14 protein-coding genes and 1 pseudogene are annotated in these 15597 nt (G+C 35.9%); 8 read left to right on the plus strand and 7 right to left on the minus strand.

Features of this window, described 5'->3' with window-relative positions:
- Positions 1-14 precede the first annotated feature (14 nt).
- Together EJF25_RS04180 and EJF25_RS04185 are read right to left on the minus strand one after the other, a co-directional pair.
- Positions 15-1337 (minus strand): TolC family protein, encoded by a 1323-nt coding sequence (locus tag EJF25_RS04180; RefSeq protein ID WP_125040371.1) that lies wholly within the window; start codon positions 1335-1337, stop codon positions 15-17.
- A complete protein-coding gene (locus EJF25_RS04185) occupies positions 1318-1758 on the minus strand; it encodes a MarR family winged helix-turn-helix transcriptional regulator (RefSeq protein ID WP_200832870.1) in 441 nt (146 codons plus the stop codon). The genes EJF25_RS04180 and EJF25_RS04185 overlap by 20 nt, the downstream gene beginning before the upstream one ends.
- Positions 1759-1997: 239 nt before the next feature.
- Here EJF25_RS04185 and EJF25_RS04190 point away from each other — a divergent pair, with 239 nt between their 5' ends.
- From EJF25_RS04190 to EJF25_RS04205, 4 genes are read left to right on the plus strand one after another with little or no spacing between them, the layout of a single operon-like run.
- On the plus strand, positions 1998-2585 hold the full coding sequence (locus tag EJF25_RS04190; protein ID WP_200832865.1) for a hypothetical protein: 588 nt from the start codon (positions 1998-2000) through the stop codon (positions 2583-2585).
- Positions 2586-2882 (plus strand): winged helix-turn-helix domain-containing protein, encoded by a 297-nt coding sequence (locus EJF25_RS04195; protein ID WP_125040172.1) that lies wholly within the window; start codon positions 2586-2588, stop codon positions 2880-2882.
- Positions 2883-2907: 25 nt separating this feature from the next.
- A complete protein-coding gene (gene creD, locus EJF25_RS04200) occupies positions 2908-4254 on the plus strand; it encodes a cell envelope integrity protein CreD (RefSeq protein WP_125040173.1) in 1347 nt (448 codons plus the stop codon).
- A gap of 13 nt (positions 4255-4267) precedes the next feature.
- Complete coding sequence (locus tag EJF25_RS04205) at positions 4268-4495, plus strand: hypothetical protein (RefSeq protein ID WP_125040174.1); 228 nt, start codon at positions 4268-4270, stop codon at positions 4493-4495.
- Between the two features lie 433 nt (positions 4496-4928).
- Here EJF25_RS04205 and EJF25_RS04210 read toward each other — a convergent pair whose 3' ends face one another.
- From EJF25_RS04210 to EJF25_RS04225, 4 genes and pseudogenes are all read right to left on the minus strand, one after another.
- Complete coding sequence (locus EJF25_RS04210; RefSeq protein ID WP_125040175.1) at positions 4929-5453, minus strand: DinB family protein; 525 nt, start codon at positions 5451-5453, stop codon at positions 4929-4931.
- A gap of 62 nt (positions 5454-5515) precedes the next feature.
- A pseudogene (locus tag EJF25_RS04215) lies at positions 5516-6195 on the minus strand (RNA polymerase sigma factor).
- An 11-nt stretch (positions 6196-6206) separates the two neighbouring features.
- Positions 6207-6650 carry a GNAT family N-acetyltransferase gene (locus tag EJF25_RS04220; RefSeq protein WP_125040176.1) on the minus strand — a complete coding sequence of 148 codons (444 nt, stop codon included), beginning with the start codon at positions 6648-6650 and terminating at the stop codon, positions 6207-6209.
- 26 nt (positions 6651-6676) lie between these two features.
- On the minus strand, positions 6677-7693 hold the full coding sequence (locus EJF25_RS04225; protein WP_125040177.1) for a LacI family DNA-binding transcriptional regulator: 1017 nt from the start codon (positions 7691-7693) through the stop codon (positions 6677-6679).
- 198 nt (positions 7694-7891) lie between these two features.
- Between EJF25_RS04225 and EJF25_RS04230 the strand changes: the two genes are divergently transcribed.
- Both EJF25_RS04230 and EJF25_RS04235 read left to right on the plus strand, forming a co-directional pair.
- Positions 7892-9334 (plus strand): mannitol dehydrogenase family protein, encoded by a 1443-nt coding sequence (locus EJF25_RS04230; protein WP_125040178.1) that lies wholly within the window; start codon positions 7892-7894, stop codon positions 9332-9334.
- Positions 9335-9365: 31 nt separating this feature from the next.
- Positions 9366-10682, plus strand: a complete 1317-nt coding sequence (locus EJF25_RS04235) for an MFS transporter (RefSeq protein ID WP_125040179.1) — start codon at positions 9366-9368, stop codon at positions 10680-10682.
- 101 nt (positions 10683-10783) lie between these two features.
- On the opposite strand, the gene EJF25_RS04240 is transcribed toward EJF25_RS04235, so the two are convergent.
- Positions 10784-11134, minus strand: a complete 351-nt coding sequence (locus tag EJF25_RS04240) for a winged helix-turn-helix transcriptional regulator (protein WP_125040180.1) — start codon at positions 11132-11134, stop codon at positions 10784-10786.
- A 166-nt stretch (positions 11135-11300) separates the two neighbouring features.
- Between EJF25_RS04240 and EJF25_RS04245 the strand changes: the two genes are divergently transcribed.
- Positions 11301-11828, plus strand: a complete 528-nt coding sequence (locus EJF25_RS04245; RefSeq protein ID WP_125040181.1) for a DJ-1/PfpI family protein — start codon at positions 11301-11303, stop codon at positions 11826-11828.
- Positions 11829-12448: 620 nt separating this feature from the next.
- A complete protein-coding gene (locus EJF25_RS04250; protein ID WP_125040182.1) occupies positions 12449-15592 on the plus strand; it encodes an ATP-binding protein in 3144 nt (1047 codons plus the stop codon).
- Positions 15593-15597 lie beyond the last annotated feature (5 nt).

The raw sequence follows: 15597 nt of genomic DNA on the forward strand, positions 1-15597 counted from the left end.
TTTACATTCATTTATTAAAGATGTCCGCAAACTTTCTGAAGTTGATAATAAGTATAAATCACACGTGTACGTGCAGCAACCAACTGCAATTCTACATTCAAGCGAACCGAATTTGCATCAAGTAAATCGGTAAGAATAGCCAATTGATTCAAATAACGGTTCTGCATAATCCGATAATTCTCCTGCGCCTGGCGAACAGATAATTTCAAAGCTTCCACCCTTTGAAGAGCTTCTTGGTGACGCAAAAAGGCAGTACGCACTTCCACTCTGATGTTTTGCATTTTCTGTTCTTCCGCATTACGGTGCAGTGATACCATCATTCTACTTTCCTTTATCTTATGATTGTTTTTATAAAGTGAAGACAAAGGATAAGAAACCGACACACCTACATTCCAGTTATTATTATACATATCCGCCAACGTACGTGAGACAGGACGTGCTAGTGAATTTGAAGCATACAATGATATATTAGGAAGAGAAAAAGCTTGTGTAAGTTTAATATCAGTATGTGCCATTTCAGTCTGTGCACGTAATAACTTCATTGCCGGATCATTAGCAAATGCCAAAGCGATATAATCATCATATGATTGGAGAGTAATCGTATGAAATAAGATTGTAGTATCCGGCTGTAATAATAAATTCTCATTCTGTCCTAACAGGATATTCAATTGCTGAGACACAAGGGCAATGCTATTTTCGGTTTCTTGCAAAGATAGCCGATCATTCGTTAATTGCATTTCACTCCGCAGCACATCATTATTAGTAATCAGACCTTCCTTCTTCATACGACGGATATCTTGCAAACGTAGTTCCGATTCTTCGATATTTCGTATCAGCACTTCATGTTGTTTGAAAAGACTGAATAGGTTCATATACTGATTTAATAAACCCAATTTAATTTCTACTCTATCCGTCAAAGTCTGTAATTCCGCAATTTGTTTTTCTAAATCCGCCTTATGGATAGAATACCGAATCTTTCCTCCTTGATATAATGGTTGGTTGAAATCAATCGCATAATTCTGAGACCAATCAGGGACTTCCGGATGAAGCGGATCAGCCAATCCCCGCTCCCAAAGAATTGGTTGCCCCACAAAACCACCTTTCAAACCTATCTGTAAATCTGGTAAACGAGTAGCACGAACTGTCTGCGTTCGTTCCTGAGCCATTAATTCTTTCATCGCATCCGCTTGAAGTTGAAGACTATGCTCCACTCCCCTTTCAAAAAGTTCATCTACAGTAAGAAATAAAGAATCTGTTTGTGCAACTGCCGGTTGAGCAAAAATTATCAGGTAGGTTAAACCTACCTGAAATATTATTCTATATGTTTTCAAGGACATCATCTACCCCTTTTAATTCTGCTAACATTGTTTCAATGCTTTCTATGCCGATAATACGCTCCGAACTTATATAAACCTGATTCAAAATAGGACGGATCTGTTCCTTAAAATCTTCTCCTTCCGGAGTAAGAAAGACCAGTTTATTACGGCGGTCATTCGGGTCCTCTTTCCGACAGACATAACCCTTCTTTTCCAAATTGTTCATCAGATTTGTCAAACATGCTTTATCCTTCGCTATGCGTTCAGCCAGTATCTGTTGGCTAATTCCCTGCTCATGCCATAAAGAACTTAATACTTGTAACATCTCAAATGTAACGCCCACTTTGTTCTTTCTCAATGTTTGCTGCATGGCTCTACGGAATGTCATACGCGTACGAACTACCTGTAACATTAATTCTCTAAACTCTACTCCTTCTACCATCATAAAATTCCTTTTACCTTATTTCGGATGCAAAGGTAGATATTTTCCATGAATTAGTCAAATATTTGACTAATTTCATTCTAACTTCCTCCTTACATATATTATATATAATAATGACGCATATCCTTTATCAGCTCAGTGAGATCATCCTATCATTATCAATTTTTCAAAATTATTCTGCTTAATCTTTGGCTATCTGAAATCTTTTATTTTACTTTGCATTACAAAGTACTTTTTACATGAATAAAGATAAAGCATTAGAATCGGTAAATGAGATAAAAGAGTTGATGGAAAAATCTTCCAAGTTTATCTCGATCAGTGGTTTCGCAGCTATTATGGCTGGAATTTACGCATCAATAGGTGCAAGTATTATAGTATTAATTCCTAGTCTGACAGATACGCTGGAGCCTATGATTATAGTTGCTGCGGCTGTATTAGCAGCTTCGGCAATTACAGCCTGCATTCTCTCATACAATAAATCCAAGAGAATGCGACAAAAGTTTTTCAGTAAACTAGCTTACCGGGCATTATGGAATTTTTCACTTCCGATGCTGACTGGGGGAATACTATGTATATCCATTTTGTGTCATGGATATTATGGCATTATATCTTCTATCACGCTTTTATTTTACGGATTAACTTTGGTAAATGTCTCCAAGTTCACTTATTCTAATATAGCATGGTTGGGATATGCTTTCATCTGCTTGGGAATTATAGATAGTTTTTGGGAAGGCCATTCCCTTCTATTCTGGACTATAGGATTCGGCGGATTCCATATTTTATATGGGATACTATTCTACATTCATTACGAAAGAAAGAAATCATAAATGATAGAAGCATTTCAAAATATTAATAAAGCATTCGAGAGCAAAGTCCGGCTAGGTATTATGGCTGTTCTGATGGTTAATGAAGAAATGGACTTTAATACTTTGAAAGAACTGCTTTCACTGACAGACGGTAATCTGGCAAGCCATACACGTGCATTAGAAGAACTGAACTATATCGAATGCAACAAAGGTTTTGTGGGACGGAAACCAAGAACCGTTTTTCGAGCTACCCCACAAGGGAAAGAAGCCTTTAAAGTTCATATCAAGGCCTTGGAGAAATTTTTAAAATCAACATAATCATTCATTTAACACAACTATTCTTATGGACGATTTCAATGAAAAATTAACTGAGCAGACACAACAACCAATGGGTTGTCTGCATCGCTTCTCTAAAACGATTAAGATCCTTATTATCGGAGGGCTCGTAATTCTCTTGATGATACCTATGTTCATGATTGAAAACCTAATAACCGAACGGGGACAAACTCAGGAAGATGCTATCAATGAGGTTAGTGAGAAATGGAGCTTGGCGCAAACCATATCCGGACCTTACCTGAATATCCAATATCCTGTCACTACAGAAAATAACGGAAAGAAAGAAGTATCCATCAAAGACTTGATACTATTCCCGGACGAACTACTTATTGACGGACAACTGAAAACCGAAATTTTAAAAAGAAGTCTTTATGAGGTTAATGTATATCAATCCGAACTGACGTTAAAAGGTTATTTCAGCTCAGAAGAGTTAATAAAAAGCAGAATAGATATGAATAACCTGAAATTTGACCAAACTGCTATCTGCCTAAATCTGACTGACATGAGAGGTATCAGTGAGCAAATCAGTATTACATTGAACGATTCTGTTTATATATTCGAACCCGGTATGGATAACAGAGGAATAAACAACACAGGAGTTCATGCCATCGCTGATCTTTCAGCTTTGAAAACGGATAAAAAATTACCTTATGAGATCAAAATCAAATTGAAAGGTTCGCAATCTATCAATTTTATTCCATTAGGGAAAACAACTCAGGTGAATCTGAAAGCTAATTGGAATACCCCTAGTTTTATAGGAAACTATCTACCTAACAATAGAGAGATTACCGAGAAGGATTTTTCAGCGCAATGGCAAGTGCTGAATCTAAATCGTAACTATTCGCAAGTTTCAATAAACTATAACCAGAACATCAAAGATATAGAAAACTCCAGCTTTGGAGTCAATTTCAAGATACCGGTGGAACAGTATCAGCAATCCATGCGTTCGGCAAAGTATGCCATTCTCATTATCTTACTGACATTTGGAGTTATATTCTTTACTGAAATCATGAATAAAACTCGTATCCATGCGTTGCAATATCTGTTAGTGGGATTAGCGCTCTGCCTATTTTATAGTTTACTCCTTTCTTTCTCCGAACATATCGGTTTCAATCCTGCATATTTGTTGTCATCAGCATTGACAGTGTTATTAGTAGGTGGATATATGCTTGGCATTATCAGAAAAAAGAAACCTGCGTTTATTATGATGGGACTATTAAGTATACTTTATCTTTATATATTTGTCCTCATCCAACTGGAAACTTTTGCTCTGCTAGCCGGTAGCTTAGGATTGTTTACCATCTTAGCCATCGTGATGTATTTCTCGAAAAAGATAGATTGGTTCAATGAATAAATAACTTAATTATATGAATAGAAGCAAAATATTAACAATTATAGGCATTATTATGCTTACAGGCATCATCCTACTTGGATTTTTTGGATTCCCCGTAGGTATCCTCTTCGGTTCTATAGTTGGACTATGCTTTGGCATTTATAAAAAAGATCAGTTATTTATTAAATGGTCTTCTATAGCTCTTATTCTAGATGTAGTTTTTATTATTTATTTCTGTATACAAATTCAGCATATGGGTTGAACGAAAAATACAATAAATCATTCGCTTTCTCATGAAACATTTGACAAATGACTTTTTATGTTGTATCTTTGGAGAAAGATAAAGAATAGAACAGCATGGATAGAATAAGAAATATAAATACATAAATCATCTACAATTCAATACTTTTTAAGTATTGAAACAAACTATTATTAGTGCATTAATCAATCGATTAATGCACTAATTGTTTATTTTACATCACAATACAACTCTATTATTTACTAATAAGTTCATAAAATAGTTTATAATAAAGTAGAGTACCGTTTATAATAAATGTGTACGAAATCTATTATAAACTCAATCGACATTTATTATAAATAAAAACTTCAAATGTAAAAAATAGTAAGCAGTAGTTCCCCTTGTTCTAAAAGCACAATTTCCTACCATGCTTCATCGATAATATAATCATACAATACTAGTTTTTCATCCATACGATAGGATACCCCAACTCCCTCTTTATAGCTTCCATTTCTGCGCTATGCCACATTTCATGTTTAAAGCTCCACGATAAAGCTTCATATTTTATTTCCGCAACAGGATGTTTAAATGGGATTGGTTCTAATTTATCCGACAAAATAGTATCATTCAATGTTTCAATATTGTCAATACAAATTTGATGGACAGTTTCCAGTTGTTCCCTCAATTTTGCCACAGGAATCAGATCTTTCTCTATAGAACGATGCAGAGTTCCCATACCATTGAATATCCTGTTATATTCCATAATAGGAAGCAGACGTTTTACTTTCTCATTTGATCCGGTTATTGTGGTTATTGCATGGAAATTCTGAGAGACTAACAAATGCCCGACCTGCCAGACAAAATTAGAATCCGTTCCTTCAGGAACAACATACCATAATTCCTCTGGCAATTCTGACATCAAACGATTTACAAATGTACGAGCTTCTATTATCTGCTCTTTTAAAAATTCAATTTTACTCATAACTATATATTTTTGATTAATACATATAGTTTAGTGGACAAGAAAAAGGACTTTGTGACAACTCAGCCAATAAATTTCTCCCAATAATTCTTACGAGGCAATTCCTTCTCAAATTTCATATACAAATCCGTCAGCCTCATCATTCGAATCACTGTTGCATATTCTTTATCCATGTCAATAGAATGCACTTGTTTACAAATACGACACTTACAAGTACCATTGGGATTGTATAAAGGACAGGTGTCATTCATAAAATAGTAATCTTCTGAATGGAACGAGAATAGATTTGTCTTACATTGCATTCCGTTATTTCCATTATTTCACTAATCTGACGATAAGATAGCTCAATATTCTCTCTAAAAATAAATATGAGCCGAGCATCTTTATTCAAACAATGATTCAATGCGGTAATACACCAGTCGCATCTTTCTTTAATCCATTCCCGTTTTTCCTCATCTGCTCCAGAATATTCAATTTCGGGTAACGAACGGAAATATTCCACTTCCGACATTTTTACCTCCTTTTCAGTTTCCGCGTACCTGCCTATGGTTCGGCAAGCAACTGTATAAACCCATGTAGAAAGTTCTGAATCTCCTTTAAAGGTGTGATAACTTTTACATAATTCATACCACACTTCCTGTGCCGCCTCTCGGGCTATATCTTTATTTTGAATCATACGGTGGGCAATCGTAGAAATCAGATTTCCATATTCATCGACCAATAGCTTTATATCCCTTTCCATGGCGATCGATACTAAAATGTCTTTTTCAAATATACCATATCTACCAACTGTACACCATCTTCATATATCGGATGATCATAATTATCCGTAAAGAAGTTCTTAATCCGATGAGAGATAGAAAAGCCACAATATTCATAAAAAGAAACAGTAGAAAAAACATCTCCTGTGCCTACTAACATTGCCGAACACTTATCACAATAATATCCAAACAGAAATTCTATTAATTTCTTTCCATACCCTTTGCGCTGAAAAGCCGGAACGGTCGCAATATTTTTAATTTCATAAATACCTTCACCTTCAGCAGTTACCACACAAACGGCTTTCAAACCATCCTCATACAAAACAAACATTTCTCCACGTTCCAAGTATCTGTCAATCATATTTTCCTGTTCATCTGCTAATAACAACAACTCCAGAAATTGTTTCTTATCTGAGGAAACCTTTTTTATTTCCATGTCTACTACTCTGTTACAAAAAATTATTAAGAAGATTTCTTCATACTAGAAGCACGCAACTGAATTTCCGCATCCAACACAATGGAACGATTTGGAGACAAAGGATTCTTTATCTTTTCCAGAATCAATTCAGCCGCCTCCTTTCCCATTTGAAACAAAGGAGGTTCAACAGTAGTAAGTTGCGGATAAACAATCGTAGAAAGTACTGTTCCTGAAAAACTGGCAATGGCAACCTCTGCCGGAATTTTCTTATTCAAATCCCGAAGCCTATTCATTACTCCGATAGCTAGCGTATCAGTAAAAGCAAAAACAGCATCGAAATGCAGCCCTTTCTCTATTAATATATTAGCAGCATTTTCCCCGTCCTCAAATGTCAGACCTGTTTTAAACATCATCTCTTTTTCAAATGGGATATTAAATTTAGATAATGCATCTTTATACCCTCTTGCCCGCTCTATAGAGTTATATACATCATCCGGTCCCTGCAAATGCACAATGCGCTTACAACCTTCCCGAATTAAATGTTCTACTAAAAAGAAAGCCTTCAAATAATCATTCACAATCACTTGTGAGACGTTCATACCATGAGGAATACGATCATAAAAAACCATAGGCATTTCCGCTTGTTGCAGGCGCGTGTACTCATCCTTATTTTTTTTATAACTACACAAACAGATGATAATACCGTCTACCATAAAGCGTTCCATCATCTTAAGATTTTCTCTTTCTTTAGAAAAATCTTCACCCGATTCGGCAATAATAACTTTTATTCCATTCGCATAAAGTATACTTTGTATACCATTAATCACTTGTGAAGCAAATGGAGTAACCATCTCCGGAACAATAACTCCCACCGTATTCGTGTGCCCATACTTCAAATTAGTAGCTACTGGATTGGGTTTATATCCTAAAACTTTTGCTGTTTCAAGCACCTTTTCTTTTGTCTCTTTACGGATATTCTTGTCATTCATCAACGCACGAGAAACTGTTGAAACGGACAAAGATAGATGTCGCGCTATATCTTTAATAGTGATATGCTTCATGGAATTTTCTGTTTAAGTTAAAACAAAAGTATGAATTTGGAACGACAAATCCTAATCATTGAGAACGTTTGCAGATTTTGGGAACGTTCCCGCAATCGTTTGCAGGTAAAAGGACCGAAAAAAGAGATCGCTATAATATTCCGACCCTTATTTTTGTTATATCAAAATGAAGTTGAATTTTATAAAACAAAAGAAATCATGAAGACACAAGTTATCTCTTACAATTACAACCGTAAACAGGTTAAAACAGGTATTTTACACATTGGCGTGGGAAATTTTCATCGTGCCCATGAGGAGTTTTACACTAATCTGTTGCTAGATGATTCGACTCAACAAGATTGGGGTATTTGTAGTGCAATGTTATTACCTAGTGACGAGCACTTATATAAAGCCCTTAAGAAACAAAACAACGAATACACATTAACAGTATGTGGGCGTAATGGCAAAGACGAAGTTTATCGCATCGGTTCACTCGTCGAACTCATTTGGGCAATCGAAAATCCGGAAGCTGTCATTGCAAAAATAGCTGATAATAGTACCCGTATTATCACACTTACCATTACTGAAGGTGGATATAATATAGAAAAATCTACCGGAGAATTCATGCTGGAAGATGAAAATATAAACTATGATTTGACTCATCCACAGACTCCCAAAACAACATTTGGCTTCATAGCCGAAGGATTACGCAGAAGGAGAGCCGCTGGAAATGGTCCTATTACCATCTTATCTTGTGACAACCTACAACATAACGGGAATACTGCAAAAAAAGCATTTACCACTTTCATTCAAGCACAAGACGCAGAACTAGCTACATGGGTAGCCGAAAATGTAACTTTCCCCAATAGTATGGTAGATCGTATAACACCTGCCACTCGTCCGGATGACATTGTTCGTTTGAACACCCAAAACGGAACTACCGATGAAGCACCGGTTTATTGTGAAGATTTTATCCAATGGGTAATCGAAGATAATTTTATTGCAGGTCGTCCGGCATGGGAAAAAGTCGGAGTAGAATTTACTCAAGACGTTACTGCATACGAAAACATGAAACTAAGCCTTTTAAATGCCTCTCATCAATTGCTCTCATATCCATCTTTCCTTAGTGGCTATCGAAAAGTAGACGATGCAATGCATGATGAACGGATTGCTAGATTTGTTCGTACTTTCATGGATGTAGACATTACTCCGTATGTACCGGCTCCCGGTGATACCGACCTGAATTTATATAAGCAAACATTAATTGAACGTTTCGGAAACCGTTCTGTCAGCGATCAAGTAGCACGCTTATGTTTCGACGGAGTATCTAAATTCCCGGTATATATAATGCCTAATCTGATCAAAATGATCCGGGATCATAAAGATCTTTCACGACTCACTTACCTTTTTGCCACATACCGTCATTATCTGAAATACAAAGTAGATGATAAAGGTACCGCATTTGACATAGCCGAACCTTGGATGTCTACCGATGATAAGACGCTAATCAAAAGCGATGATCCGATCGACTTCCTGGCACTATCTCCTTTTCAAAGTACAGATTTAAAAGCAGCTAATGATTTCGTAAAACAATATCTGCTAATGGTAGAAGCAGTCAAAGAAAAAGGAGCTATGTCTGTTCTGGAAAATATACTATCATAAAAAAGGTTTTTAAGATCTCAACCTTTACATCATGGATACACAAAGAAAAAATAGTCTTGGACCATTTATCATCCTGACTTTTATTTATTTTATCGTAGGTTTCCTGACAACTGTCAATGGACAGTTTCAGGGACCTCTGAAAATTGCATTTCTTTCCCAAGTCGATGAGTTAAAGAACACACTGACAACCCTTATTTCGTTCTTTTTCTTTCTGGGATACCTGCTGAACAGTTCTCTGGGAGGAAAATGGATAAATACACATGGCTATAAAAAGACTCTAATACGGGCTTTAGCTGTGATGGTTGCCGGATTACTCATGTATTCTCTTTCTTCTTGGTTTGTTGTAAACTACGGAGATGTTTGTCTGCAAATAGCTGACGACACAATTCCTTACGGTTATTTTATTTTCTTGTTAGGCTCATATCTGATGGGAACCTCTGCCGCACTGCTGCAAGTTGTCATCAATCCTTATGTAGCCGCTTACGAATTGCCTCGCACACAACCAGTTCAACGTATGAATATTATATGTGCCATTAATTCATTTGGTACAACTATTGCCCCTTTCTTTGTAACGGGAGTAATCTTTGCAGGCGTTGCACTCGAAAGCATAACAGCTGCTCAACTGATGATTCCATTCTTACTGATAGCGCTGTGTGTAGTCGTCACCACATTAATCACTTCCCGCCTGAACTTGCCTGATATCCAAGAAACCAGAGCAGACGGCGGAGAAAAGCTAAAACGTAGCATTTGGTCTTTCCGCCATTTGACATTGGGAGTAGTCGCAATCTTTTTCTATGTAGGTGCCGAAGTAGCAGTGGGTGTAAATGTCAATCTTCATGCCATGGAGTTAATTGAATCCGGCGAGGGGCTGTCTTTCTTCGGCAGACATCATCTAATCCTCTGGGGATTGGACTTAGGAATTCCTGCTTTACTGGCTACACTCTATTGGGGTGGCCTAATGGTCGGAAGGCTTATTTTTAGCTTATTCAATAATATTTCACCACGTATACTACTGACTGTTACGACATCCATCGCAGCTATCCTAACATTAATAGCTATAATCAGCGATAACCTATGGGTTCTGGTATCTGTTGGTTTATGTCACTCTGTAATGTGGGGCTGCATTTTTACTTTGGCTATCAAAGGATTGAAAAAATATACCTCGAAAGCTTCAGGCATATTTATGATGGGCGTATTCGGAGGTGCCGTCTTCCCCGTATTACAAGGTGTATTAGCCGATACTTTAGGAGGATGGCAATGGACATGGCTAATTGTAGTCGTATGTGAGTTAATCATGCTCTATTATGCTCAGATCGGTTCGCGTATTAAAGATGAAGAATGTCTATAAATTCCTATTATAATAAGTCTATTTGCAAGTAAGATTAAATTTCTCACTGGCAGATAGACTTAAAATAATTCAGAAGATCTCTATCCATTATTTATATTCGATTACTGATTTATTTGTCTGTGTTCTAGAATAACATCCATATTTTTTAAAGCCCATCTGACTAGTCCTTCAATATGAGGAATCAAACTACCTCCTGTTTCAGTCAGGTAATACTCCACGCGTGGAGGAACTTCCGCATAAACTTTACGTTCCACTAGTCCATCTGCCTCAAGAGTACGCAATGTGACAGTCAGCATTCGCTGGGAAATATCATCAATCGTTTTATGTATATCACTGAAACGCATTGTACCATTCGCATTTAATGTAATAAGCACTAACATAGACCACTTATCCCCTAAGCGGCTAATCACATCCCTTACGGGACAATTTCCTGTCGGATGAAAGTTTTTCATTCTTTAACTTTTTGTATTTTATTGAATTTCAACAATAGTTACTTCTATGTAACTTCCTTATTCTTAGGTACGTTCTTGTTTATAACAAAGAAGAAAGATACATTTGCATCACAAAAGTAATAAACTTACTAAAAATAACTATTGTTTCATTTTAAAATTTATGATTATGGCAAAGAAAGTAGCAGTTTTAGCAGTGAATCCGGTAAATGGTTGTGGTCTGTTTCAATATTTGGAAGCATTCTTCGAAAATGGTATTTCTTATAAGGTATTTGCCGTATCGGATAAAAAAGAAATCAAGACGAATTCAGGAATCAGCTTGATGGTAGATGATGTAATAGCCAATCTGAAAGGGCACGAGGACGAGTTTGATGCAGTTGTATTCTCATGTGGAGATGCCATACCAGTATTTAGTCAAAATGCACAACAACCTTACAATGTAGATTTAATGCAAGTAATTAAAACTTTCGGAGAAAAAGGGAAAATTATGATTGGACATTGTGCCGGTGCCATGATGTTTGATTTTACAGGAGTAACGAAAGGAAAAAAAGTAGCCGTTCACCCATTAGCTAAACCAGCTATTCAAAATGGTACAGCTACTGATGAAAAATCTGAAATAGACGGAAACTTCTTCACAGCACAAGACGAAAATACAATTTGGAGCATGATGCCACAAATTATAGAAGCATTAAAATGAAAAATTGACCAATCTGAAAAAAAAAATATTTTAATTCTTCTGATTACGATTATCCCAAGACATTTTACACTATATAAGAAAAAGTCTTGGGATTTTTTATTCACACAAATCCAATTGATTAAATTAGCATTTTAATTAAACCATATTGCTACAATTAAACAAATAAAAGTATTCCTTATATCTTTCTTTCTCAGCAACAACGGATTTTTGATTATTCCAAAACAACTGAAGGAAAAGATAAACCAGATCTAAATTCCCCTTCTCAAAGCTTCATTTTATGTTCCTTTAAAAGGAAAAAGTCGTTGATTTAAAACCAACGATTAGTTTCATAACGCTAAACTAGCCATATAATGATATCCTAAAGCGTATATTTCAATCAAGAAAATATAAAAACAACTCACAATCTGCATATTATTGCAAATCATTAGGCTATTTTTCCCCTATTTTCTTCTTTTCAACTTTTCTACATTCGATTAAAATCTTAAAAATAAACATTCCTCGTCTATAAATTTATTTCAAGTATTATTAGCTTTTCATCATTAAAAAGTCATTTAATTCATTTATTATTAGTACTTTTGCCAAATACATAAACAAAATTGCAAGATTACTTGAATTATTTTATGACAAAAATTGCTTTTTACAAACGGATAGTTAAAGTATTATTTCCTCTTTACCTATACTTACTCTACGTTAATCCACTATTTGCGCAAAAGGATTCCGTAAATGTGAATAATTATATTCTAATCATCAATTCGTATACGGAAGCCGCCCCTTGGAGTTTGAGAATGATTTCAGCTGTAACGGAACATATCCAAAATCTTCCTCAATTAGCACTTTACACCGAGCACATGAATATGCTCATGATGGATAATGATACTATTTTACAGGAATTCAAAGACACAATATTTACAAAGTACAAGCACCATTCTCCTCGCATGATACTTTTACTAGGAAACTCTACTCTTATCCTAAAAGATGATCTCAGAAAAGAATGGGGAGATGTACCGATCATGCTTTGTGGAGAAGAAGATTACTTTGGTCCCCAAAAAGCATATCTAAAAAAAGAACCGATCCCTTTATCCGATCGGATTCCACTTACAGAACTAGCAAAGCCCTATAATTTAGTATTCTTATATTCAGATCTATTTGTACAGAAAAATATGGAATTGGTTTGTCAAATGATTCCAAACATGGAAAAATTCATCTTTATTGGAGATAGTCGGCAAATCAATCAAACAAATAACCTGATCATCCAAGAAGAGTTAGCAAAGAAACATCCGGACATTGGTTACCAATTTCTTTCTCCGGAAAAGATTACGCTCAATCAATTATTGGATTCTCTTTACGCTATCAACCCCAAAACAACGGGAGTACTTTATTCATCTTGGTTCTTCAAACAAACATTTGCAGGTAATACTTCGTTATTCACCAATTCCTATAAGCTTATTGCAACGACTTCAGCACCTTTGTTTACAGTCGGTCTGATCACTCTCAAAGATTATAAAGGAGGAATGATAGGTGGATATGCTTATGATCAAGAAGCTTATAATGCAAAGATTATTCAAATTACAGAAGAAATATTAGATGGTAAACAAGCTCGTGATATTCCTTTTTATCTGCCTTCAGAGGGTGCTCCAATTATTAACTATGAAGTACTGAATCGTAAAGGTTTATCCCTAGATCTTTGTCCCAAAGGAACAATTTTCTTCAACAAGCCCCCTACATTTTGGGAGCAATATAACTATTTTATTCTGGGAGCTATCCTATGTATCGTCCTGCTCATTTTATTCTTTCAATATCGTATCCGCCATTTGAACAATCTCAAAAAAGCTCAAATGAAAGAAATTGAAATCATGACGACATATAGAAATCTGATCAATAATATGCCGATACTTTATATGCAAGAAAAATTGATTATCAATGAAAAAGGTGAACCTGTGGACTTAATATACAGAAATGTAAATTCTCATTTTGAGAAAACCTTTTTCTCTAAAGAAGAAGTGATCGGCAAGACTGCAAGTAAGTTTTTCCCCGAATCAATGGTGGAATTTTTGCATTTCACCAAAATGTCACTGGATGAAAACAGAGCAATCACTTTCCCATATTATTTTAAACAAATAGATACTTTTTATGATGTGGTACTAAAAGGCACACACCAGAACAATATCATTGATATATTCTGTGTAGACAGTACCGAGCTTCATAAAGCGCAACAGAAGTTGAGCGCTACTAACAATAAACTTGCCATGGCATTGGACGTAGCAAACATTGTACCGTGGAAATGGGATTTATTGAGTAAAACCATACTTTGTGACATCAACAAGCCCATAGAACTAAGCATTCAAGGTACTGATGTAAACGAGGAACAATTGGCGGTTCCCGATTCCCAATATTTTGCCAAGATCTTCAAAGAAGACCGGGAACGTGTAGAAAAAGCATACGAAGACTTAGTAGAGGGTCGTTTGGACAAAGTAAAAGAAGAATATCGCGTAGTTACCGTAAACAATCACATCCACAGAATAGAATGGGTAGAGGCGCAAGCGGCTGTCGAGACACGTGACGAGAATGGAAAACCGCTTACCTTAGTAGGTTCTTCCCTAGTCATTACCCAAAGGAAAAAGATGGAAATGGAGTTGACTACGGCAAGAGACCGCGCAGAAGAATCAAACCGTCTAAAATCCGCATTCCTGGCAAATATGAGCCATGAAATACGTACCCCTCTGAATGCGATTGTCGGTTTCTCAGGCATATTGGCATCTACGGACGAAGAGCAAGAAAAACAAGAATATGTAAGTATCATTGAGAATAATAATACGTTATTGTTACAACTCATCAGCGATATTCTCGATTTATCAAAAATCGAGGCAGGAACACTGGAATTCCATTATTCCAACATTGATCTGAACAAGACTATGAATGAGTTGGCTAATTCTCTCCGCTTTAAACTCAAATCGGATAAAGTTCAATTAAACTTTACTCCTACTATGGATTCCTGTTTTATCCACACAGAAAGAAACAGACTATCACAATTACTCATCAACTTGATAACTAATGCAATCAAATTCACTCAGGAAGGAAACATTAGTTTCGGTTATGAACTTCGTGATAAAGAGATTTATTTTTATGTAACTGATACCGGATGTGGTATTGCTAAAGACAAACAAAAAAGTATTTTTGCCCGTTTTGTTAAGTTGAACAATTTTGCACAAGGTACAGGTTTAGGATTATCTATCTGCCAAACCTTAGTAAAGCATATGGAAGGTAACATCGGAGTAGAATCTGAAGAAGGAAAAGGTTCTACATTCTGGTTTACACTCCCTTATAAACCTGTAAATATGACCGATGACAGCATAAAAAAAATAGATGTTCAACCCATCACTATTGAAAAAAATGAATTTACTATTCTGATTGCTGAGGACAATGAGAGCAATTACAAATTATTTGCTTCAATACTCAAAGGAGAATATCAATTGATTCATGCTTGGAACGGAGAAGAGGCTGTAGAAATGTTCAAAAAATATAATCCACAGATGATTTTGATGGACATTAATATGCCTGTAATGGATGGATATGAAGCAACCCGGGAAATCCGTAAATATTCGGCAAAAGTACCGATTATAGCTGTCACAGCTTTTGCATATGCTTCTGATGAACAAAAAGTCATGGAAAGTGGTTTCGACGGATACATGCCCAAACCAATTAATGCACGCCAACTGAAAGCTCAATTGACGGACATCATGCAAAAACGTATTATCCTGTTGTAATGCTT

It is taken from the genome of Bacteroides faecalis (genome assembly GCF_003865075.1).
Lineage (GTDB): Bacteria > Bacteroidota > Bacteroidia > Bacteroidales > Bacteroidaceae > Bacteroides > Bacteroides faecalis.

Excerpts from the sequence above, each read along its gene's own strand:
- EJF25_RS04180 (WP_125040371.1), bottom strand. The coding sequence starts at position 1,337 with ATGTCCTTGAAAACATATAGAATAATATTTCAGGTAGGTTTAACCTAC.
- EJF25_RS04185 (WP_200832870.1), bottom strand. The coding sequence starts at position 1,758 with ATGGTAGAAGGAGTAGAGTTTAGAGAATTAATGTTACAGGTAGTTCGT.
- EJF25_RS04190 (WP_200832865.1), top strand. The coding sequence starts at position 1,998 with ATGAATAAAGATAAAGCATTAGAATCGGTAAATGAGATAAAAGAGTTG.
- EJF25_RS04195 (WP_125040172.1), top strand. The coding sequence starts at position 2,586 with ATGATAGAAGCATTTCAAAATATTAATAAAGCATTCGAGAGCAAAGTC.
- creD (WP_125040173.1), top strand. The coding sequence starts at position 2,908 with ATGGACGATTTCAATGAAAAATTAACTGAGCAGACACAACAACCAATG.
- EJF25_RS04205 (WP_125040174.1), top strand. The coding sequence starts at position 4,268 with ATGAATAGAAGCAAAATATTAACAATTATAGGCATTATTATGCTTACA.
- EJF25_RS04210 (WP_125040175.1), bottom strand. The coding sequence starts at position 5,453 with ATGAGTAAAATTGAATTTTTAAAAGAGCAGATAATAGAAGCTCGTACA.
- EJF25_RS04220 (WP_125040176.1), bottom strand. The coding sequence starts at position 6,650 with ATGGAAATAAAAAAGGTTTCCTCAGATAAGAAACAATTTCTGGAGTTG.
- EJF25_RS04225 (WP_125040177.1), bottom strand. The coding sequence starts at position 7,693 with ATGAAGCATATCACTATTAAAGATATAGCGCGACATCTATCTTTGTCC.
- EJF25_RS04230 (WP_125040178.1), top strand. The coding sequence starts at position 7,892 with ATGAAGACACAAGTTATCTCTTACAATTACAACCGTAAACAGGTTAAA.
- EJF25_RS04235 (WP_125040179.1), top strand. The coding sequence starts at position 9,366 with ATGGATACACAAAGAAAAAATAGTCTTGGACCATTTATCATCCTGACT.
- EJF25_RS04240 (WP_125040180.1), bottom strand. The coding sequence starts at position 11,134 with ATGAAAAACTTTCATCCGACAGGAAATTGTCCCGTAAGGGATGTGATT.
- EJF25_RS04245 (WP_125040181.1), top strand. The coding sequence starts at position 11,301 with ATGGCAAAGAAAGTAGCAGTTTTAGCAGTGAATCCGGTAAATGGTTGT.
- EJF25_RS04250 (WP_125040182.1), top strand. The coding sequence starts at position 12,449 with ATGACAAAAATTGCTTTTTACAAACGGATAGTTAAAGTATTATTTCCT.